This is a genomic window from Mycobacterium sp. NGS49 (assembly GCF_059812565.1).
Map to the genome: position 1 here is coordinate 95,407 of NZ_JCALCX010000005.1, position 21,498 is coordinate 116,904.

Below are 21,498 nucleotides of genomic sequence, written 5' to 3' on the forward strand. Positions count from 1 at the left end.
GGTATTGACCGCTCTTCTTCAGCTCTGGATTGGTGAGCTGAGGCACCTGGCCAGACGGCCTTAAGCACCGAGTGCGCACAGCATGAACGGGTAGACCGGATCGTCGGGAATCACCGACGAATTGGGAGGAACTTTGTCATCTACTCGTAGCGCGATCCTTGCCGTTGCCGCGGGCCTGTCCCTGGTGGCGTGCAGCTCGTCGCACAGCTCTAGTCCTACAACGTCGCCGAGTACTACCGTGGCTTCCCCGAACACCGGCGCCACAGCTCCGCCCCACGGCGAAACGCAAGTGCGCGGATTGATCGCGTCCGTCGTCGGCAATGCGGTACGGGTGTCGCAACAAAACGGAACTGCCACTGTGGATTTCACCGGTTCGACGAAAATCACCCAGGTAACGGCCGCGGCTCTGATCGACGTCACCGCGGGAGGTTGTGTCAACGTAAGGTCCAAGGACACAGGTCATCCAGCGGCATCGGTGCGCGTCAGCCAGGCCGCCGACGGCAAATGCCCGCAAGGCAAGCAACCCACCACGCCGGGCCACCCCGCACCGATCCAGGGCACGGTGGCGTCGGTGAGCGGGGACACTCTGACCGTCAACACGGCCGGCGCACCGCAAACGGTGACAGTCTCGGACAAAACCCGATACACCAGAGAAGCCTCTGCGACTTCACAGAACATTGCACAAGGCAAATGCATCACTGCTCGGGGCAGCGAACACAATGGCGCGCTACACGCAACGTCGATCAGCCTGCGGTCGGCGGCCAATGGGAAGTGCCCGGACGACGTCGGTCCGCACGGACATGAGGCCGCGTCGGCTCCGCCGAACGCGACGGTGGCGTCACGCACGGTGAGCGGCAAGCCGGCAGCTACACGGTGAAGCCGAGGGCGCGCAGCTGCTCGCGGCCGTCCTCGGTGATCTTGTCTGGCCCCCACGGTGGGTTCCAGACCCAGTTGATCTTGATCTCGTCGACCAGGCCACTTCCCACCAACGCCGAACGCGACTGGTCCTCAATGACATCGGTCAGCGGGCATGCCGCGGACGTCAACGTCATGTCGACCAGGGCGACCGTTCCTTCGTCACCCTGCTCGAGATTCAGGCCGTACACCAGGCCGAGGTCGACGACGTTGATCCCCAGTTCCGGGTCGACGACGTCGCGCATCGCCTCTTCGACATCAGCGAGCAGTTCCTCGTCGGGTGCCGTGGTCTCGCTCATTGTGCAACCTCCTCGAAGGACGCGTGGGCCTGCGCCAGTGCATCTTTGAACGCCATCCAGCCCAGCAATGCGCATTTCACGCGCGCCGGATACTTGGCCACTCCTGCGAACGCCACTCCGTCGCCCAACACCTCCTCGTCGCCTTGCACGTTGCCGCGCGAGGAGACCATCTCGGTGAAAGCGTCGAGTGTCTTGAGTGCCTGCGGCACGCTCTGTCCGATCACCTGTTCAGTCAGCACCGATGTCGATGCCTGGCTGATCGAACAACCCTGGCCGTCGTAGGAGATGTCGGCGACAGTCTGGCCGTCCGCGGACAGCGCGACGCGCAGCGTCACCTCGTCGCCGCACACGGGGTTGACGTGAAACACCTGAGCGCCGAACGGTTCCCGAAGCCCGCGGTGGTGCGGGTGCTTGTAGTGGTCCAGGATCACATCCTGGTACATCTGTTCGAGGCGCAACGTCAGTCTCTCCCAAAGAATTCCAGAGACCGTCGCACGCCGGCAATCAGGCGCTCGACCTCTTCTTCGGTGTTGTACAGCGCGAATGATGCCCGCGCGGTAGCCGCCAGGCCGAACCGGCGGTGTAGCGGCAGGGCGCAGTGGTGTCCTACGCGCACGGCCACGCCCTCGTCGTCGAGCACCTGGCCGACGTCGTGCGCGTGTACGCCGTCGACGATGAACGAGACCGGCGAGCCACGGTTCTCCATCGTTGCGGGACCGACGATGCGCACACCCTCGATGGCGGACAGGCCCTCGATGGCTTTGGCAACCAGCTCACGTTCGTGCGCCTCCACAGCCGGCATGCCGACGGCATCCAGATACCTTGCGGCTGCCGCCAATCCGACCACCTGCGAGGTCATCGGGGTGCCGGCTTCGAAGCGCTGCGGGGCGGGCGCGTAGGTAGAGGCCTCCATGGTGACGGTCTCGATCATCGAGCCGCCGGTAAGAAAAGGAGGCAGGGCGGCCAAGATGTCGCGGCGAGCATAGAGAACGCCGATACCGTTGGGCCCCAGCATCTTGTGCCCGGAGAAAGCGGCGAAGTCGACACCGAGTGCGTGAAAGTCGACCGGCTGGTGCGGCACCGACTGGCAGGCGTCGAGCACGGTGACGGCGCCGGCGGCGCGGGCCCGCCGGACCAACTCGTCGACTGGCGCCAGTGCGCCGGTGACATTCGAATGATGGCTGAAGGTAACGACTTTGACCTTCTCGTCGAGCGGCAACGAGTCGAGGTCGATGCGGCCGTCTTCGGTCACCCCGAACCATTTCAGGGTGGCACCGGTGCGGCGGGCCAATTCCTGCCAGGGCACCAGGTTGGCGTGGTGCTCCAGTTCAGTGGTGACGACCACGTCGCCCGGTCCGACCGCAGCCTCGAAACGGCTGTCCCCCAACACGTGCGACACCAGATTCAGCGACTCGGTCGCGTTCTTGGTGAAGACCAGCTCACCGGGATCGGCCCCGACGAAACGCGCGATGTCCGCGCGGCCCTGCTCGTAGGCGTCGGTGGCTTCTTCCATCAGCTGGTGCGCGCCGCGATGCACACCGCCGTTGGAAGTCACGAGGAACTCACGCTCGGCATCGAGCACCTGCAGCGGACGCTGCGAAGTCGCCCCAGAGTCGAGATACGCCAACTGATTTCCGCTGCGCATGACGCGCTTGAGGATCGGGAAATCGGCGCGGATCGCCGTGACGTCCAACATGCTCAGGCCCCGGCGGTTGCCGCTTGGGTGAAGCGCACGTAGCCGTTCTGCTCAAGTTCATCGGCCAGTTCCGAGCCGCCCGATTCGGCGATGCGACCGCCGACGAAGACGTGCACGTACTCCGGCTTGATGTAACGCAGGATACGGGTGTAGTGCGTAATCAGCAGGATGCCGCCGTTCTCTGCCTCGGCATAGCGGTTCACTCCCTCGCTGACCACCCGTAGCGCGTCGACATCCAGACCGGAGTCGGTCTCGTCCAGGATGGCGATCTTCGGTTTGAGCAGCTCAAGCTGAAGGATCTCGTGGCGCTTCTTCTCACCGCCGGAGAAGCCTTCATTGACGTTGCGCTCGGCGAAAGCCGGATCGATTTCGAGGGCGGACATTGCTGCCTTGACCTCTTTGACCCAGTGCCGCAGCTTGGGCGCCTCGCCGCGAATGGCCGTGGCGGCCGAGCGCAGGAAATTCGACACCGAGACGCCGGGCACCTCGACGGGGTACTGCATGGCCAGGAACAGTCCGGCCCGCGCCCGCTCGTCGACGCTCATCGCCAGCACGTCCTCGCCGTCGAGTGTGATCGACCCTGAGGTGACGACATACTTCGGATGTCCGGCGATGGCATAGGACAACGTTGACTTGCCCGAGCCGTTAGGCCCCATCAGGGCATGCTTCTCACCGGATGTCACGGTGAGATCCACGCCCTTGAGGATGGGAATTTCGCGTTCGCCCTCGGCAGCATTCGGGTTCTCGACGCTGACGTGCAGGTCTCTGATTTCCAGGGTTGTCATGCGGTGGTTGCCTTCTCCGTCTTTTCCAGTTCTCGCTCGATGGCCGCCGTCAGTCGCTCCCGTACCTCGGGCACCGCGATCTTCGAGATGATCTCGCCGAAGAAGCCACGGATCACCAGGCGCCGGGCCTGTTCTTCGGGAATGCCGCGGGAGCGTAGATAGAACAACTGCTCGTCGTCGAAACGTCCCGTCGCACTGGCATGTCCGGCCCCTGCGATCTCACCGGTCTCGATCTCGAGATTGGGCACCGAGTCGGCGCGCGCACCGTCGGTCAGCACCAGGTTGCGGTTCATCTCGAAGGTGTCGGTGCCGGTGGCTTCGGCGCGGATCAGCACATCACCGATCCACACCGTATGCGCGTCGGGCAGCTTCGAGGACGGATCTCCTTGCAGCGCACCCTTGTACAACACGTTGGACCGGCAGTCCGGCCGGGCGTGATCGACCAGCAGCCGCGACTCCAGATGCTGGCCGTCGTCGGCGAAGTACAGGCCCAGCAATTCGGCGTCTCCCCCGGGTCCGCCGAAACGCACGTTCGCGGCCATTCGGACCAGCTCGCCACCCAGGGTGACGGTGACATGGCGCAGTACCGCGTCCCGGCCGAGCCGGGCATGGTGGGAGCTGACGTGCACCGCATCGTCGGCCCAATCGGTGATCCAGATGACGGTGAGCCGGGCAGCATCGTCGACGACGAATTCGACGTTGTCGGCGTACGTTCCGCTGCCGCGGTGATCGATGACGGCCACGGCCTCACCGAGTTCCTCGACGCGCAGTTGCAGGTGCCCGTAGGCGGTGGCACCCCGGCCGGGTCCGGCGACGGTGATGCCGATCGGCTCGCCGACCTGGGTGTCGCGGCCGACCGTCACCAGAGTCGCGGCATTGAACGACGAAAATGCTTGAGCGGCAACGCGGTCGGCGGGAACTCCGCCTTGCCCGAGGCGCTCGTCACCGCGGCGCACCGTCTCCACGGTGACGCCGTTCTGCTCGCCGACCGTGATGCTCGCGGCGCCGGTGGCCACCGCAGAGCCGTCGTGCAGACCGCGCAGCCGCTTCAGGGGGGTGAAGCGCCAGAGTTCATCCCGCCCGTGCGGCACTTCGAACGCGTCGACATCGAAGGATGAGAACAATTCGCCCTTGTTCAGTGCGGCTGTCATTTGCGCCACTCTCCCCCGCAAGCGAGAGGTGCCCCCACCTCATCGCTACGTCCCCCTCGCCGCTGCGCGGCTGTGGGTTCCCCCACTGCATCGTCGCCAACGGACGTCATCCGACCGCACCCTCCATCTGCAACTCGATCAGCCGGTTGAGCTCCAGCGCATACTCCATCGGCAGTTCCTTGGCGATCGGCTCGACGAATCCGCGCACCACCATCGCCATGGCCTCGTCCTCGGTCATCCCACGGCTCATCAGATAGAACAGCTGGTTCTCGCTGACCTTGGACACGGTGGCCTCGTGGCCCATCGTGACATCGTCCTCGCGGATGTCGACGTACGGGTAGGTGTCGCTGCGGCTGATCGTATCGACCAGCAGCGCATCACATTTCACGCTCGACTTAGAGCCGTGCGCGCCCTTGTTCACCTGCACCAGGCCGCGGTAGGACGTGCGGCCGCCGCCGCGCGCAACCGACTTGGACACGATGTTGCTCGACGTGTTCGGCGCCAGGTGCAGCATCTTGGCACCGGTGTCCTGGTGCTGGTCCTCACCTGCGAAAGCGATCGACAGCACCTCGCCCTTGGCGTGCTCGCCGGTCATCCACACCGCCGGGTACTTCATGGTCACCTTGGATCCGATGTTGCCGTCGACCCATTCCATGGTGGCACCGGCCTCGGCCCGGGCCCGCTTGGTGACCAGGTTGTAGACGTTGTTCGACCAGTTCTGAATGGTCGTGTAGCGGCAACGGCCACCGGGCTTGACGATGATTTCCACCACCGCGGAGTGCAACGAATCCGATTTGTAAATCGGCGCCGTGCAGCCCTCGATGTAGTGCACATAGGCGTTTTCGTCGACGATGATCAGCGTCCGCTCGAACTGGCCCATGTTCTCGGTGTTGATCCGGAAGTACGCCTGCAGCGGGATGTCTACGTGCACACCCGGAGGCACGTAGATGAAGCTGCCACCCGACCAGACCGCGGTGTTCAGAGCGGAGAACTTGTTGTCCCCCGCCGGAATCACGGTGCCGAAGTACTTCTTGAAGATGTCGGGGTGTTCGCGCAGCGCTGTGTCGGTGTCCAGGAAGATGACGCCCTGCTTCTCGAGATCCTCACGAATCGAGTGATAGACGACCTCGGACTCGTACTGGGCGGCGACACCGGAGACCAGCCGCTGCTTCTCGGCTTCCGGGATGCCCAGCTTGTCATAGGTGTTCTTGATGTCCGCGGGCAGGTCATCCCAGGTCGCAGCCTGCTTCTCGCTGGAACGCACGAAGTACTTGATGTTGTCGAAGTCGATGCCCTCGAGGTTGGAACCCCAGTTAGGCATGGGCTTCTTCTCAAAGATTCCCAGGGCCTTGAGCCGAATATTGAGCATCCATTCCGGCTCGTTCTTCTTCGCGGAGATGTCACGCACGACCGCCTGTGAAAGACCCCGGCGAGCCGAGGCGCCTGCGATGTCCGAGTCGGCCCAGCCATAGCCGTATCTGCCCAGCGACTCGATGGTCTGCTCCTGGGTGAGCGGCTCGACGGTCCGTGCGGCTTCGAGTGTCATGATGACGCTCCCTTAGTGCTCGTTGGGGTGGGGCGCGGGCTGGGCGCCGGGGCTAGGGGTACGTGAGTGGTGCAGGCGCAGTCACCGTTGACGATCGTCGCCAACAGCTGCACGTGAGAGCCGAGCACTTCCGACATGGCCTGCTGCTCGGCTTCGCACAGCTCCGGGAATTCCTCGGCGACGTGCGAGACCGGGCAGTGGTGCTGGCAGATCTGCACGCCGTGGATCGGGCCACCCACCCGAGTGGTGGTGGCCACGTAACCAGCTTTGGTCAGCGCCTGCGCGATCCGGTCGGCGGTCTCTTCGACGGCATCCTCATCGGGTCCTTCAGCCGCCTCGACCCCGGAAAGAATCGCGTCGATGCGCCGCCGCGCGAACGTCTTTACTGCGTCCTCGCCGCCGATTTCGCGCAGCTGGCGCATCGCGGCAGACGCCAGATCGTCGTAAGCGTGGTCCAGCTTGGCCCGCCCGGCCGAGGTCAACCGGTAACGTTTGGCGGGCCGTCCGCGCCCCACCTGCTGCCAGGACGCCGCCGCTACCGATTCGGCATCACCGGCGTCGATCAGCGCATCCAGGTGCCGTCGCACACCGGCGGGAGCCAGGCTGAGCCGGTCTCCGATCTCGGTAGCGGTGATTGACCCGGATTCCAGCAGCAGGCGCACGATGGCGCGCCGCGTGTGGCCATCCGAGCCGACGGCGCCGGCTGCGGGGATGGCAGCAGGCGACTCGGTTTGGATTTTCACAACACCAGTGTGTCGCAATTCCGGTGATCGGTCCAGCAAGGGTGCCCTTACGTGACGAGAAGAACATCGCTGGTTCCCGAGGCGGCTAGTCTGCTCTGATGGCAGCCCGCCACCACACCTTGAGCTCCTCGATCGCCAGTCTGCACGGCGACGAGCAAACGGTGGGCAAACCACTCAACGCCGCCGAGCGCACCGCGATGCAGCGGACCCGGTTGTTCGGCGCCACGGGCACGGTCCTGATGGCGATCGGCGCGCTGGGCGATGGAGCCAGGCCAGTGGTGCAAGACCCGACCTTCGGAGTGCGGCTACTCAATCTGCCGTCGCGCATCCAGACCGTGTCGCTGACCATGACCACCACCGGCGCGGTGATGATGGCGCTGGCCTGGCTGATGCTCGGCCGGTTCGCGTCCGGCAAGCGGCGGATGTCGCGCGGCGAACTTGACCGCACGCTGGTGCTGTGGATGCTGCCGCTGTTGATCGCACCGCCGATGTACAGCAAAGACGTCTATTCCTACCTGGCGCAGAGCCAGATCTCGCTGGAGGGACTCGACCCATATCGGGTGGGACCGGCCTCCGGCCTGGGCCTGGGCCACGTGTTCACGCTGTCGGTGCCCAGTTTGTGGCGGGAGACCCCGGCGCCCTACGGGCCGCTTTTCCTGTGGATCGGACGCGGCATCTCGGCCCTCACCGGTGAGAACATCGTCGCCGCGGTTTTGTGCCACCGGCTGGTGGTGCTGTTCGGCGTTGCGCTGATCGTGTGGGCCACGCCTCGGCTGGCACGCCGGTGCGGGGTGGCCGAGGTCAGCGCACTGTGGCTCGGCGCAGCTAATCCCCTGCTGTTCATGCACTTGGTCGCGGGCATCCACAATGAGGCGCTGATGCTCGGGCTGATGCTGACCGGTGCCGAATTCGCCTTGCGCGGCATCGATTCCGGCCGCCCGCTCAAACCCCCATCGTGGCGGATCGGACCTGACTGGCAACCGCTGGGCCTGCTGCTGGGGGGCGCGATCCTCATCGCGCTGTCGTCGCAGGTGAAGCTGCCGTCACTGCTCGCGCTGGGCTTTGTCACGATGGCGCTGGCCTACCGCTGCGGCGGCACAGTCAAGGCATTCCTGCTGTCCGGGACGGCGATGGCGGCGCTGTCGCTGGTGGTGATGGGCGTGGTGGGCTGGGCCAGTGGGCTCGGGTTTGGCTGGATCTTCACGCTGGGCACCGCCAATGTGGTGCGCAGTTGGATGTCGCCGCCGACCCTGCTGGCACTCGGCACCGGGCAAGTGGGCATTCTCCTCGGTCTCGGCGACCACACCACGGCCGTGTTGGCCCTGACCCGTGCGATCGGCGTGCTGATCATCATGGTGATGGTTTGCTGGCTGCTCATCGCCGTATTCCGTGGCCGGCTGCACCCGATCGGCGGCCTCGGAGTAGCGCTGGGCCTCACCGTGCTGCTGTTTCCCGTCGTGCAGCCCTGGTACCTGCTGTGGGCCATCATTCCGCTGGCCGCCTGGGCGACGCGGACCAAATTCCGGGTGGCGGCGATCATCGTCACCCTCATCGTCGGCATCTTCGGCCCGACCGCCAACGGTGACCGGTTTGCGCTGTTCCAGATCGTCGACGCGACTTTGGCCAGCGCCTTCATCGTGGTTGTGCTCATCGCGCTGACCTATCACCGGCTGCCGTGGCAGCCCCTGCCGGAACAGGCTCCGCCGCCCGAGCCGGCGGTGACACCGGTCACTGCTACCGCTCCCCCGTCCCATGAAGCGGTGCCCGACGCCTACGCTGATTCCACGTGAGCTCCGTCCCCCAGCACCGCGACATCGCGGTACGACTACGCGGGGTATGCAAGCAATACGGGTCCGTGAAGGCCGTGTCGAGTCTCGATCTCGAGGTGCATGCCGCCGAGGTGTTCGCGTTGTTGGGTCCCAACGGCGCCGGAAAGACCACCACCGTCGAGATGTGCGAGGGCTTCATCCGCCCGGACGCCGGCAGCGTCGAGGTGCTGGGACTGGACCCGGTCGCCGAGAACGCCCGCCTGCGACCCCGCATCGGCGTGATGTTGCAGGGCGGCGGCGGCTACCCGGCGGCCCGCGCGGGCGAGATGCTCACCCTGGTGGCGTCTTACGCCGCCGACCCCCTGGACCCGCGATGGCTGCTGGAAACGCTCGGCTTGACCGAGGCCGCTCGCACCACGTATCGGCGGCTCTCCGGCGGTCAGCAGCAACGGCTTGCCCTGGCCTGTGCACTGGTGGGGCGCCCCGAACTGGTTTTTCTCGACGAGCCGACCGCTGGTATGGACGCCCACGCACGGTTGCTGGTGTGGGAGCTGATCGATGCGCTGCGCCGCGATGGCGTCACGGTGGTGCTGACCACCCATCAGCTCAAGGAGGCCGAGGAGCTGGCCGACCGGCTGGTGATCATCGACCAGGGAACGATCGTCGCGGCGGGCACACCGGCCGAGTTGATGCGCAGCGGGGCGAAAGACCAGCTGCGATTCAGTGCCCCGCCGCGACTTGACCTGTCGCTGCTGACCGCGGCGCTGCCTGAGGGTCACCGGGCCAGCGAGCTATCGCCCGGAGAGTACTTGGTCGAAGGTGCTGTCGGTCCGCAGGTGTTGGCGACGGTCACGGCGTGGTGTGCCCAGATTGACGTGCTGGCCACCGATCTGCGCGTGGAGCAACGCAGCCTGGAAGATGTCTTCCTCGACCTGACCGGCAGGAGGTTGCGACCGTGAGTGACGCTTTCCCCGCGGGCACTTTCACACCGGACCCGCGTCCAAGCGCGGTTCCGCGGATGCTGGCAGCGCAGTTCAGCCTGGAGGCCAAGCTGCTGCTGCGCAACGGGGAGCAGTTGCTGTTGACGATGTTCATTCCGATCACGCTGCTGGTCGGACTCACCCTGCTGCCCCTCGGTTCCTTCGGCGAGCACCGCGCCGCGGTGTTCACGCCCGCCATCATGGCGCTGGCCGTGATCTCCACGGCCTTCACCGGCCAGGCGATCGCGGTGGCATTTGATCGCCGGTACGGGGCGTTGAAGAGGCTTGGAGCCACCCCGCTGCCGGTGTGGGGGATCATCGCCGGCAAGGCACTGGCCGTTATATTCACTGTTTTTCTCCAATCAATTGTGTTGGGCGCCATAGGTTTTGCACTGGGTTGGCGACCCCCGCCGGCCGCGCTGGCGCTGGGCGGCGCAGTGATCGCGTTGGGGACGGCGGGATTCGCGGCGCTCGGCCTGTTGCTGGGGGGCACCCTACGGGCCGAGATCGTGCTGGCGCTGGCAAACCTGCTGTGGTTCGCCTTCGCCGGTTTCGGCGCTTTGACCTTGGAAACGGGCATGATCCCGTCCGGGGTCAAATGGGCGGCGCGGCTGACGCCGTCGGGCGCGCTGACGGAGTCGCTGTCGCAGGCCATGAGTTTGTCGGTGGACTGGTTCGGCCTGGGTGTGCTCGCGATCTGGGGTGGAGTGGGCGCGCTGGCGGCTCGGCGGTTTTTTCGCTTCACCTGACTTCTTGCCTTCTTGCCCGCGACACTGCCACCACGCACACGGCAAGCCGCTGCAGCTGTGCGTGGCTTCAGTGTCGGCGGACATGTCGGCTTACAGTGTCGGCGGACATGTCGGCGGACAGTGTCAGCGGACATGTCGGCGGAACCGCCGGACTGGTCAAACTCATCCAAGCCCGCGTGTACAAAATATGCATCGGCAGCGAGGCACTGCGGCAGGAGAAGGTCAGCCGGTACCAGCTGAGAACGCAGTACCGGGCGATCTACCCCGACGTCTACGTGCTGCACGACACGGAACTTTCGTTACGCACTCGGTCAGCGGCTGCCTGGTTGTGGTCGGGTCGCCGCGGGATACTGGCCGGGTTGGCCGCTGCGGCGTTGCACGGCTCGCGCTGGATCGATGAGGACGAGCCCGTCGAGCTGTTGTGGCGCAATCCCCGGCCGCCCACCGGAATAATCACCCGCAACTACCGGGTGGACAATGACGAAGTGACCCAGGTTGCCGGCCTGCCTGTGACCACGCCTGCACGTACGGCCTTCGAACTGGGGCGGCAGCTCAGTGCGGCCGATGCGATCGCACACCTCGATGCGTTGATGCGGGCAACGCCCTTTTCCACCGAGGCGACTTTCATGCTGACCGCCCGATACGGCGGAGCCCGAGGCGTGCGGCAACTCAGAACACTGCTCCCGAAGATCGACCCGGGTGCCGCATCACCGAAGGAGACATGGCTGCGGATGCTGCTGATCGAGGCCGGACTGCCGAGACCGGAGACCCAGATTCCTGTCGTGGTCGATCACCGGACAGTGGCCCTGCTGGATATTGGGTTGGGAACGCTTCAAGGTCGCTGTGGAATACGACGGCGACCAGCACCGCACGAACCGGCGCCAGTACGTGCGCGATCTGCGCAGATTGAAGGAGCTCAGCGATCTCGGCTGGACCGTGATCCGGGTGATTGCCGAGGATCGACCCGACCAGGTTGTGCGGCAGGTATCCGCAGCGCTGCGGCGCCGCGGCTTTCGCGACACTGACACTACGTACACGACGCGCCGCCGCGGCTGTGCGTAGCGTCAATCTCGCAGCAGACAAGCGGCCAAGCCCGCTTCTACTACGCGACGTAGTCGTAGTTACGATCGAGCGGTGGGCGTTGGACGAGTGCTGATGCGGCTGGTGGACTTGCTCCCCAACCCCAGCCTGCGCGTCCAGCGGATCATCGCAGCTCTGGTCATCCTCACCCAGGGCGGCATCGCAGTCACCGGAGCCATCGTCCGGGTCACCGCCTCCGGATTGGGTTGCCCAACCTGGCCACAGTGCTTTCCAGGTAGCTTCACCCCGGTCGCGGTCTCGGAAGTACCTCGGATCCATCAGGCCGTCGAGTTCGGCAACCGGATGATCACCTTCGCGGTGATCATCACCGCGGCGCTGGCCGTGCTGGCGGTAACCCGAGCACGCCGGCGCACCGAGGTGCTGGCCTACGCCTGGCTGATGCCGGCCTCGACCGTCGTGCAGGCCATCATCGGCGGCATCACGGTGCGGACAGGGTTGCTGTGGTGGACGGTGGCGATTCACCTACTGGCCTCCATGACGATGGTCTGGTTGTCGGTGCTGCTGTTCGTCAAAGTCGGCGAGCCCGACGACGGCGAAGTACGGCAGCGGGTCGCGCGGCCGTTGCGGACGCTGACCGTGCTGAGCGCGCTGAACCTGGCGGTGGTGTTGGTCACGGGAACGTTGGTCACCGCCGCCGGGCCGCACGCCGGAGACAAGAGTCCCAGCCGGACAGTGCCGCGGCTGAAGGTTGAGATCAACACGCTGGTGCATATGCACTCGTCGCTGCTGGTGTCGTACCTGTCGCTGTTGATCGGTCTGGGCTTCGGGTTGTGGGCGGTGCACGCCGGCCGCGCGGTGATACAGCGGCTGGGCGTGCTCATCACACTCGTCGTAGCTCAAGCCGGCGTCGGCACCGCCCAGTACTACACCGGAGTCCCGGCAGCGCTGGTCGCTGTGCACGTCGCCGGTGCCGCGGCGTGCACCGCCGCCACGGCGGCGCTATGGGCGTCGATGCGAGAACGGGCCGAGCCCGAGGCGCTCCAACGCTGATTCGACGGCCAGAGCGAACTGACGCTGGGCCAGGCCGCGCGTTTCGGCGCTCAGGCGCAGCCACCCCAGCGACGGGTCCACCAGCTGCAGCTCCAGCAGCCGCGACCCGGCCAGGCGCGCTCGCGCGTACAGCGATTCACCCGGAGCGGCTGCCAACGCGGCTGCTCCCACGTCCCAGAGTTCGAAATCTGCCTCGCCTTGGTGAAGGCCGCCGTCCTGCATGACGAACGCGTGCGACGGCTTGCCGCCGATGAACACGAGCACGGTTTCCGGTGCCGGATCGGACTGCACGAAGACGCCGTGCGCGGCCTCGGCGATGTAGCGCTGTGCGTCCAGCCGGTCGGAGAAACGCCGCATTCCCGATCCGACGACAGGTCCGACGTAGAAATAGCCGTCAGACGTTGAGCGCAGGGGTTGCCCCGGTTGCCGACGCTCCCTCGGCACCGTCGGCACGCCCTGCTCGGCCAGTTCGTCCAGATAGGCCCGGTCGGCGTTCCAAGCGATGACGCGTGGGGGGTTAAGCAGTTGCGGCACGCTGGTGGTCCATGCCAGAAACTCGTCGCGCCGTTCGGCCCAGGACCCGGCATCGCGCAGTATCACCAGATGCGCGTCAGCGACGTCCGGGTCGTGCCACGCCAACCACCGGGCATGCAGACCTCGGGTCCGCAGCGCGGCCACCAATCCGGCGTCGTCGCCGGAAGCTCGCCGTGGACCGCCGGCCAGCACGATGCGCGGATGGAAGGTGTCCGGTCGGGCTAACTTCATGCCCGGGCATGATATCGGCATGCATGCGATCGAAGTCAGCGAAACCGGCGGCCCTGAAGTCCTCAGCTACAAAGTAATCCCGCAACCCGAACCCGGTGCGGGCGAGCTACTGATCCGCTCCGAGGCGATCGGCGTCAACTTCATCGACACCTACTTCCGTTCCGGCCAATACCCTCGCCCGCTCCCGTTCGTTCTGGGCACCGAGGTGTGCGGAACGGTCGCCGCCGTTGGTCCGGACGTCCAGGGTGAGATCAGTGTGGGCGACCGGGTGGTGAGCGCTTCGGTGAACGGTTCGTACGCCGAATTCTGCACTGCGCCAGCATTTTTGACTGCCAAAGTGCCCGAGGGTATCAGCTCTGAAGTGGCCGCGTCGGCCTTGCTGAAAGGACTGACAGCGCAGTACCTGCTGACGTCGGTGTATCCGGTACAGCGCGGGGATGCCGTGTTGGTGCACGCGGGCGCCGGTGGCGTGGGCCTGATCCTGACCCAGTGGGCCACCCACCTGGGTGCGCGGGTGATCACGACGGTATCGACGCCGGAGAAAGAGCGGCTGTCACGAGATGCGGGCGCCGTCGAGGTCCTTCCCTACCCCGCCGATACCGACCAGTTCGGGCGGCAGATTCGCGATCTCACCGCCGGCGCCGGTGTGGCCGCGGTCTACGACGGCGTCGGCGCCAGCACGTTCGACGCCAGCCTGGCCAGTCTGGCCGTGCGCGGCACCCTCGCCTTGTTCGGTGCCGCCAGCGGACCGGTCCCGCCGTTCGACCCGCAGCGGCTCAACTACGCCGGATCGGTGTATCTAACCCGACCCTCGCTGGCGCATTTCATCCGTAGCGGTGAAGAGTTCAGCCAAAGGGCGGCCGAACTGTTCGACGCTATCGGCAGCGGGGCCGTGCGGGTCGAGCTCGGCGGCAGCTATCCCCTGCGCGAGGCCGCGCGCGCCCATAGCGACCTCGAAGGCCGCCGGACCACCGGCTCGATCGTGCTGTTGCCCTGAACGTTCAGGCTTGAAGGGCTTGCGCCGCGCTTGAGAAAATGGCCAACGCATTGCGTCTGCCCGCGCGCAGGTCCTCGGACGCTCTACACTTCCCTCCTATCCGACGGGCGAAAGTGGGAGTTGGCATGCCGTACATGACCGCGGTGCCGAGCGTAATCGGTTCGACCGCAACCGATCTAGCAAATATTGGCGCGGCGCTCAGCACCGCAAATGGAGCCGCGGCCATCCCGACGACGAGGTTGCTGGCGGCCGGCGCCGATGACGTGTCCGCCGCCATCGCAAAGCTGTTCAGCGAATACGCCGATTCGTATCAAACGCTCAGTGCGCAAGCCGCGGTGTTCCAGGACCAGTTTGCGCAGGCCTTAACTGCGGGTGCCCATGCATACAGCAGTGCCGAAGCGGCAAGCGCTTCGCCGCTACAGATGGCGCTTGACGCAGTGAACGCCAGCACTGTCGGGTTGTTCGGACGTCCGCTGATCGGCAATGGTGTTAATGGCAGGCCCGGATCCGGCGCGGACGGCGGGCCCGGCGGGATCTTGATCGGTAACGGTGGTGCCGGCGGATCGGGAGCACCGGGACTGACCGGCGGCCGGGGCGGAGCGGCCGGCCTCTTCGGTACCGGAGGAGCCGGCGGCGCCGGCGGAGATTTGGCCGGCGGAGTCGGTGGCGCGGGTGGAGCCGGCGGGGCCGCTGGCGGGGTGTTTGGAGCGGGCGGCCACGGTGGCAACGGTGGATGGGGCTCGGCGGGCGGCGGGGCCGGGGGTGCCGGCGGCGCGGGAGGCCTCTTCGGTCCCGGTGGCGCCGGCGGCAACGGTGGGATGGGCCAGGACCGCGGCGGGGTCGGCGGCCGCGGCGGCAACGGCGGCATGCTGGTCGGCAACGGCGGGCACGGCGGCGTTGGCGGTTCCAGCGGGCCGTTCAGCACGGCGGGTGCGGGCGGCGCCGGAGGAGACGGCGGGCTGCTGGGATCCGGTGGCGACGGAGGAGCCGGCGGACTCAGCACCATCAGCAGTACGGGTGGGGCGGGCGGCGCCGGTGGCCGCGCAGGGTGGATCGGCGACGGCGGCGCTGGGGGCACCGCTGGGTTCGGTGACGCGGCTGGCGGGGACGGCGGGACCGGAGGCGCGGGCGGGATGCTTGTCGGTTCTGGCGGCGCCGGCGGCAGCGGCGGGAACAGCCCGGCCAGCGGCGGCGCCGGAGGGGCCGGCGGGGACGCGGGCATCTTTGCCGGCGACGGTGGAGCAGGCGGCTCCGGAGGAGTCGGGAGCAACGCCGGGCTACTCATCGGCGGTGGTGGAGCCGGTGGCGCCGGCGGGCGCGCGGCCCTGCTCTTTGGTCAGGGTGGGGCCGGCGGCACCGGCGGGTTCGGCGACCGGAGCAACGGAGGGGGCGGAGGAGCAGGTGGCAACGCCGGCCTCGTCTTCGGTAATGGCGGGGCCGGCGGTGCCGGTGGTGCGGGGTCGCTTGGCATAGACACAATTGGCGGGTCTGGCGGGGCCGGCGGCAAGGCTGGGCTCATCGGCAACGGTGGTGACGGCGGGGCCGGTGGGGGGACGTCGGCGACAGGGCCCGCGGCGACCGGCGGCAACGGCGGTGCCGGTGGCGACGCCTGGCTGATCGGCGATGGCGGCAACGGCGGCAATGCCGGTACCGGCCCGACCGTGGGCAGTATCGGTCGCGGTGGAACCGGTGGACGGTTGGTGGGAAAGGATGGTTCGCCCGGCTTGGCGTAGCACCGGATGTGATCGCGCACCGCCGTGCCACAGATTGTGAACCAGTTCCTTCGGCTCGCCCCTGTGCCTGCGTTACTCCTCGGAGGGTTCGGACTCCCATGTGGTGGGAAGCATCGGCAGCGTCGAACCGCTGTCGAACGGGTCGCCGGCCAGGGTGATCAGACCGGCCGGCTGGGCAGTATCGCGCGACACCGTTCCGGTGAACCCCAGAGCACCGGCGCCGCGTGCCGAATACGTCGGTTCTGAATCCGCATCGCTTGCAAGATCGGCGAATTCATCGGCGTAGCCGCGCTGCGGCTCCCCCTGTTGCCGACGCTTGCGCGCCTTTCTGCGGGCCGCGGTGGCTGCCGCGACGGCGGCGCTGTCCGGTTCCGGGGCCTTGGCGCGGACGCGAGCGCTCGTGTTGCCGCGATGAACAGGCCCGAAGCCGACCCCCGGCCCGCCGCCGATCGCATAGGGAACGAAGGCTTGGCCAGCCGGCGCGGGCGGCGGCGCCGAGGGCGAGGTTGCGCTGATCGTGCTGACCGTCGATACGGGAGCGGCCGGCGCGGCACCCGGCGCCACCGACCCGGCAAGAGCTGGGGCGAATTTCGCCGGGGCCGCGGCGGCGACTTCAGCCACAGGCGCCAGCTCCGGCACGACCGCCAGCTCGGCGGGCGGTATGGCGGCCAACGCCGCCACTGCGGCGACGCTAGCCGTCGCGGCGGGCAGCGTGGCAAGCGCCGACCACAATGGCGAGGACGCGATCACGCCGGCGAGCACGGGGTGGAGCGCCAGATAGGCGACGATCTGCACCGGGGTGATGCCGCTAAGCGATTGCAGGGCCGCCACCGGATTCGTCAGCAGCAGCTGAATCCAGTTCTGCAGCCCTTGGAAGTCCTGAGCGAAAAGGAAGAGCCGGGAGATCCAGTAACCCGGTTGCCCGGGCACGGTGTAGGAAGCGTACGGGATTCCGTTGAGGGTGCCGGCGGCGGGATCCCAGTTGATCCCGATGAGCCGCAGTGCGAATTGGAAGAGCTGCTGCGGGATCTGTTGGATCTGCTGCAACGGGTCCGACTCCGAGGCGGTGTGCACGATCTGTGGCGCCGGGCCGGTCGGCGGTGTTTCGGCGACCGCCGCAGCGGAAACGGCGTCGTAAGTAGCCATGGTGGTGGCGGCCTGGACCCACATCCGCACGTAGTCGGCCTCGTTCAGCGCAATGGGAATCGAGTTGACGCCGAAGAAGTTGGTGGCGACCAGCACAGCGTGCGCGGCGTGGTTGGCCGACAGTTCGAGCAATGTTGGCATAGCCGCCAATGCGACGGTGTAGGCCGCCGCCGCCTCCTCGTGCCGGGCAGCCGTCGCAGCACTTGCGGCCCCAGCCGACGTCAGCCATTGCAGATACGGCAGGTGGGCGGCCGCATAGGACTCGACGCTCGACCCCTGCCAGGCACCGCCGTGCACTGTAGCCAGAATCGCGCCGAGTTCGTCTGCGGCGGAGACATATTCGGCGCTCAACGCGGCCCACGCTTCGGCGGCGATCACCAGCGCAGCCGGGCCCGGACCACTGCTCAGCAACGCCGAATGCAGCTCCGGAGGCGAAGCCATCCAGACGGGAGCAGCCACGGTCAGCCGATGCGGAACGGATACCCGGTGGCCGAACAGGAGGTGCACGGCCCTGTGGGAAGGACGCAGTACGTCATGCCGGCACTCCTCTCGTGGTCGGGTCACCAGAATTCGATATCGCTACCGGGAGTAGCGCAAATCGAGAGTGCGCGCCATGCCGGCCTGCGTGTACCCAGGACTGGCCAGATTGACGCGAAAGACCTTGCACACGAGAGCATTTGCTCTGGGCGGCGGGCGGCGACCCTGGATAGGCGAGGTTTGGATCGCGATGGTTCTGGATGGCTCACCCAGCCGCCCGCGAGCGCGCGCAGAATCACGGCACCACCGGCGTGCCGCTGTATCGCAGTAAACGCTCGCCTCGGGGGGCTGAACCTAGAACAGCGTGGGCAGCGCGATCGCCGAGTCGACGGCCAGCGCGCAGAACACCAGCGCCAGGTAATTGTTCGACTGCAGAAAGAGGCGCAGCGGCTTCACCGGTTCACCCGCGCGCACCCCCGCGTACAACTGGTGGGCCATTGTCAGGAACCACACCCCGGCCACCACCGCCACCGCGGCGTACAGCCATCCGGCCGCCAGGGCCAGCACGAAAGTCGCCAGCACCGTTAACCAGGTGTAGATCACGATGTGCTTGGTGACCTGACGCTCGGTGGCCACGGCGGGCAGCATCGGCACACCGGCGACTTTGTAGTCCTCCTTGTACCGCATCGCCAGAGCCCAGGTGTGCGGCGGAGTCCAGAAGAAAATGATCGCGAACATCGCCAGCGCCGGCCAGCCGATGGTGCCGGTGACGGCCGACCATCCGATCATTACCGGCATGCAGCCGGCCGCGCCACCCCACACCACGTTCTGCGGAGTGCGCCGCTTGAGCAGCAGCGTGTAGACGAACACATAGAACGCGATGGTGGCGACCGCCAGCAGACCCGACAGAAGGTTGGTGGTCCACCACAGCCAGCAGAAGGACGCGACGCTCAAAGCCAGGCCGAAGATGAGCGCGTTGCGGGTCGGCACCGCGGCCCGCGCCAGCGGCCGCCGCGCAGTCCGCTTCATCACCTTGTCGATGTCCGCGTCGGCCACGCAGTTCAGCGTGTTCGCCCCGCCTGCGGCCATCATCCCGCCGACCAGCGTATTAAGGATCAGCAGTGGGTTAACCGACCCGCGGTGCGCGAGCAGCATCGCCGGTATCGCGGTGACCAGCAACAGCTCAATCACCCGTGGCTTGGTCAGCGCCAGATACGCCAGCAAGGTGCCGGTGATCCGGCCTGAAGTCCGGCCCGGCGCCTCAATTTCTGGGCGGCCGCGAACGCTCACGCAGATAACTCCTCGGGAAAATCGCAGCCGCGCACAGCTTCTACTACGCATGATGGTAGACCGCGTACTCACGGCCAACGGCTCGGAGGGTCGATTTGCCCGAATTTCTCGACCACATCCGCCCACCGCGGCGCTGATGCGAACCACCAACCCGCGACAGGATATTTTCACACAGGCTTCCGCGGGTACACGCAATCTGGGCCTGCAGACGCCAGCAATCCCGCACTAGGGTGGGATTGATCAGTTTGATGACCCCAGGACTGAGGACTGAATGACCACACTTGAAGAGATCTCCGCGCTCACCCAACCGCGCCACCCCGACGACTGGACCGAGATCGATTCGGCTGCGGTCGACACGGTCCGCGTTCTGGCCGCCGACGCCGTCCAAAAAGTGGGCAACGGCCACCCCGGCACGGCGATGAGTCTCGCGCCGCTCGCCTACACGCTGTTCCAACGGGCGATGCGCCACGATCCCAGCGACGTGCACTGGTTGGGACGTGACCGCTTCGTCTTGTCCGCCGGCCACAGCAGCCTGACCCTCTACCTGCAGCTCTACCTGGGTGGATTTGGTCTCGAACTCTCCGACATCGAGGCGCTGCGCACATGGAAGTCCAAGACTCCTGGGCACCCGGAGTTTCGGCACACCGACGGTGTGGAGATCACCACCGGCCCGCTCGGCCAGGGATTGGCTTCCGCGGTCGGCATGGCGATGGCGTCGCGCTATGAGCGCGGCTTGTTCGACCCGGATGCAGAACCGGGCACCAGCCCATTCGATCACTACATCTTCGTGATCGCCTCTGACGGGGACATCGAAGAGGGCGTCACCTCTGAAGCGTCGTCACTGGCCGGGGTGCAGCAGCTGGGCAACCTGATCGTGTTCTATGACCGCAATCAGATCTCCATCGAGGACGACACAAACATCGCCCTGTGTGAGGACACCGCTGAGCGCTACCGCGCTTACGGATGGCACGTCCAGGAAGTGGAGGGCGGCGAGAACGTCGTCGGAATCGAGGAGGCGATCGCCAACGCGAAAGCCGAGACCGGCCGGCCCTCGTTCATCTCGCTGCGCACCATCATCGGCTACCCGGCGCCCAACCTGATGAACACCGGAAAGGCGCACGGCGCCGCGCTCGGCGAGGAGGAAGTGGCGGCCACCAAGAAGATCCTCGGCTTCGACCCGGACAAGACGTTCGAGGTACGCGACGAGGTCATCGCTCACACCCGCAAGCTGGTGGAGCGCGGCCGGAAAGCACACCAGCAGTGGCAGACCGAGTTCGACGCCTGGGCGGAGCGCGAACCGCAGCGAAAGGCGCTGCTGGATCGGCTGACCGCCGAGGAGTTGCCCGAAGGGTGGGACGCCGACCTGCCGCACTGGGAGACCAGCGACGACGCGGTCGCCACCCGCAAAGCGTCCAACGAGGTCCTCAACGCCGTCGGACCGAAGCTGCCCGAACTGTGGGGCGGTTCGGCTGATCTGGCGGGGAGCAACAACACCACCATCAAGGGCGCCGATTCCTTCGGTCCGCCGTCGATCTCGACCAAGGACTACACCGCGCACTGGTACGGTCGCACGTTGCATTTCGGCGTTCGCGAACACGCGATGGGCGCGATCCTGTCCGGCATCGTGCTGCACGGCCCGACCCGGGCCTACGGCGGGACGTTCCTGCAGTTCTCCGACTACATGCGCCCAGCGGTGCGGCTCGCATCGTTGATGGACATCGACACCATCTACGTGTGGACGCACGACTCGGTCGGCTTGGGTGAGGACGGCCCGACGCACCAGCCGATCGAACATCTCTCGGCGCTGCGGGCCATCCCGAACCTTTCGGTGGTACGCCCGGCCGACGCCAACGAGACCGCCTATGCCTGGCGTACGGTGTTGGCCCGCGGCAACGGCAGCGGACCCGTCGGGTTGATCCTGACCCGCCAGAACGTCCCGGTGCTCGAGGGCACCGATCTGGACGGCGTAGCGCGCGGCGGCTACGTGCTCGGCGGTACCGAGGGCGACGAAGATCCGGACGTGGTGCTGATCGCCACCGGCTCGGAGGTTCAGCTCGCCGTCGAGGCGCAGAAGTTGTTGGCGGACAAGGACATTCTGGCGCGGGTCGTTTCCATGCCGTGTGTGGAGTGGTTCGAGTCGCAGCCGGACGAGTACCGCGACAGCGTGCTGCCGCCGACGGTGTCGGCGCGGGTAGCCGTGGAGGCCGGCGTCGCTCAGTCGTGGCACAAGCTGGTCGGCGACACCGGAAAGATCGTGTCGATCGAGCATTTCGGGGAATCCGCCGACTACAAGACGCTGTTCCGCGAGTACGGCTTCACCGCCGAAGCCGTCGCAGCCGCTGCGGAAGAAGCACTCGATAACTGAG

At 66.6% G+C, this 21,498-nt stretch carries 19 protein-coding genes and 1 pseudogene; 9 read left to right on the forward strand and 11 right to left on the reverse strand.

The window, feature by feature from the left end:
• Window positions 1-60: 60 nt before the first annotated feature.
• A complete protein-coding gene (locus AC5Y7D_RS06690) occupies window positions 61-420 on the reverse strand; it encodes a hypothetical protein (protein WP_499922730.1) in 360 nt (119 codons plus the stop codon).
• 142 nt (window positions 421-562) lie between these two features.
• Here AC5Y7D_RS06690 and AC5Y7D_RS06695 point away from each other — a divergent pair, with 142 nt between their 5' ends.
• Window positions 563-877, forward strand: coding sequence for a hypothetical protein (locus AC5Y7D_RS06695; protein WP_499922687.1), 315 nt, complete (start codon window positions 563-565; stop codon window positions 875-877).
• On the opposite strand, the gene AC5Y7D_RS06700 is transcribed toward AC5Y7D_RS06695, so the two are convergent.
• The 7 genes from AC5Y7D_RS06700 to AC5Y7D_RS06730 form a co-directional block, all read right to left on the reverse strand.
• A complete protein-coding gene (locus tag AC5Y7D_RS06700; protein ID WP_499922529.1) occupies window positions 867-1,214 on the reverse strand; it encodes a metal-sulfur cluster assembly factor in 348 nt (115 codons plus the stop codon). The genes AC5Y7D_RS06695 and AC5Y7D_RS06700 overlap by 11 nt on opposite strands.
• The gene (sufU, locus tag AC5Y7D_RS06705) at window positions 1,211-1,678 is read right to left on the reverse strand and encodes a Fe-S cluster assembly sulfur transfer protein SufU (RefSeq protein ID WP_499922688.1); all 468 of its coding nucleotides are present in this window, start codon (window positions 1,676-1,678) and stop codon (window positions 1,211-1,213) included. The genes AC5Y7D_RS06700 and sufU overlap by 4 nt, the downstream gene beginning before the upstream one ends.
• Complete coding sequence (locus tag AC5Y7D_RS06710; protein ID WP_499922530.1) at window positions 1,675-2,910, reverse strand: cysteine desulfurase; 1,236 nt, start codon at window positions 2,908-2,910, stop codon at window positions 1,675-1,677. Before AC5Y7D_RS06710 ends, sufU begins: the two co-directional genes overlap by 4 nt.
• A 2-nt stretch (window positions 2,911-2,912) precedes the next feature.
• Entirely contained in the window at window positions 2,913-3,695 is a 783-nt protein-coding gene (gene sufC / locus AC5Y7D_RS06715; RefSeq protein WP_499922531.1) for a Fe-S cluster assembly ATPase SufC, read from the reverse strand.
• Window positions 3,692-4,846, reverse strand: a complete 1,155-nt coding sequence (gene sufD / locus AC5Y7D_RS06720; RefSeq protein WP_499922532.1) for a Fe-S cluster assembly protein SufD — start codon at window positions 4,844-4,846, stop codon at window positions 3,692-3,694. The genes sufC and sufD overlap by 4 nt, the downstream gene beginning before the upstream one ends.
• A 106-nt stretch (window positions 4,847-4,952) precedes the next feature.
• Entirely contained in the window at window positions 4,953-6,392 is a 1,440-nt protein-coding gene (sufB, locus tag AC5Y7D_RS06725) for a Fe-S cluster assembly protein SufB (protein ID WP_499922533.1), read from the reverse strand.
• A complete protein-coding gene (locus tag AC5Y7D_RS06730; protein ID WP_499922690.1) occupies window positions 6,389-7,240 on the reverse strand; it encodes a helix-turn-helix transcriptional regulator in 852 nt (283 codons plus the stop codon). The genes sufB and AC5Y7D_RS06730 overlap by 4 nt, the downstream gene beginning before the upstream one ends.
• Here AC5Y7D_RS06730 and mptB point away from each other — a divergent pair.
• The 5 genes and pseudogenes from mptB (at window position 7,234) to AC5Y7D_RS06755 (ending at window position 12,724) form a co-directional block, all read left to right on the forward strand.
• The gene (mptB, locus tag AC5Y7D_RS06735; protein WP_499922534.1) at window positions 7,234-8,925 is read left to right on the forward strand and encodes a polyprenol phosphomannose-dependent alpha 1,6 mannosyltransferase MptB; all 1,692 of its coding nucleotides are present in this window, start codon (window positions 7,234-7,236) and stop codon (window positions 8,923-8,925) included. The genes AC5Y7D_RS06730 and mptB overlap by 7 nt on opposite strands.
• Window positions 8,922-9,863, forward strand: a complete 942-nt coding sequence (locus AC5Y7D_RS06740; RefSeq protein WP_499922535.1) for an ABC transporter ATP-binding protein — start codon at window positions 8,922-8,924, stop codon at window positions 9,861-9,863. The genes mptB and AC5Y7D_RS06740 overlap by 4 nt, the downstream gene beginning before the upstream one ends.
• Before the next feature lie 59 nt (window positions 9,864-9,922).
• The gene (locus AC5Y7D_RS06745) at window positions 9,923-10,633 is read left to right on the forward strand and encodes an ABC transporter permease (protein WP_499922691.1); all 711 of its coding nucleotides are present in this window, start codon (window positions 9,923-9,925) and stop codon (window positions 10,631-10,633) included.
• Between the two features lie 176 nt (window positions 10,634-10,809).
• Window positions 10,810-11,695, forward strand: a pseudogene (locus AC5Y7D_RS06750) (endonuclease domain-containing protein).
• A 93-nt stretch (window positions 11,696-11,788) separates the two neighbouring features.
• On the forward strand, window positions 11,789-12,724 hold the full coding sequence (locus tag AC5Y7D_RS06755; RefSeq protein ID WP_499922693.1) for a COX15/CtaA family protein: 936 nt from the start codon (window positions 11,789-11,791) through the stop codon (window positions 12,722-12,724).
• On the opposite strand, the gene AC5Y7D_RS06760 is transcribed toward AC5Y7D_RS06755, so the two are convergent.
• Window positions 12,674-13,489 (reverse strand): DcsG N-terminal domain-containing protein, encoded by an 816-nt coding sequence (locus AC5Y7D_RS06760; RefSeq protein ID WP_499922536.1) that lies wholly within the window; start codon window positions 13,487-13,489, stop codon window positions 12,674-12,676. The genes AC5Y7D_RS06755 and AC5Y7D_RS06760 overlap by 51 nt on opposite strands.
• A 19-nt stretch (window positions 13,490-13,508) precedes the next feature.
• On the opposite strand from AC5Y7D_RS06760, the gene AC5Y7D_RS06765 reads away from it, so the two are divergent.
• Entirely contained in the window at window positions 13,509-14,486 is a 978-nt protein-coding gene (locus tag AC5Y7D_RS06765; protein WP_499922537.1) for a quinone oxidoreductase family protein, read from the forward strand.
• Window positions 14,487-14,611: 125 nt separating this feature from the next.
• Window positions 14,612-16,219 carry a PE family protein gene (locus AC5Y7D_RS06770; RefSeq protein ID WP_499922538.1) on the forward strand — a complete coding sequence of 536 codons (1,608 nt, stop codon included), beginning with the start codon at window positions 14,612-14,614 and terminating at the stop codon, window positions 16,217-16,219.
• Window positions 16,220-16,291: 72 nt separating this feature from the next.
• On the opposite strand, the gene AC5Y7D_RS06775 is transcribed toward AC5Y7D_RS06770, so the two are convergent.
• Both AC5Y7D_RS06775 and AC5Y7D_RS06780 read right to left on the reverse strand, forming a co-directional pair.
• Complete coding sequence (locus tag AC5Y7D_RS06775; protein WP_499922696.1) at window positions 16,292-17,824, reverse strand: PPE family protein; 1,533 nt, start codon at window positions 17,822-17,824, stop codon at window positions 16,292-16,294.
• Between the two features lie 372 nt (window positions 17,825-18,196).
• Window positions 18,197-19,132: a heme o synthase gene (locus AC5Y7D_RS06780; RefSeq protein WP_499922539.1), complete on the reverse strand. Its 936-nt coding sequence runs from the start codon at window positions 19,130-19,132 to the stop codon at window positions 18,197-18,199.
• 271 nt (window positions 19,133-19,403) lie between these two features.
• On the opposite strand from AC5Y7D_RS06780, the gene tkt reads away from it, so the two are divergent.
• On the forward strand, window positions 19,404-21,497 hold the full coding sequence (gene tkt / locus AC5Y7D_RS06785; protein WP_499922540.1) for a transketolase: 2,094 nt from the start codon (window positions 19,404-19,406) through the stop codon (window positions 21,495-21,497).
• Window position 21,498: the final 1 nt, after the last annotated feature.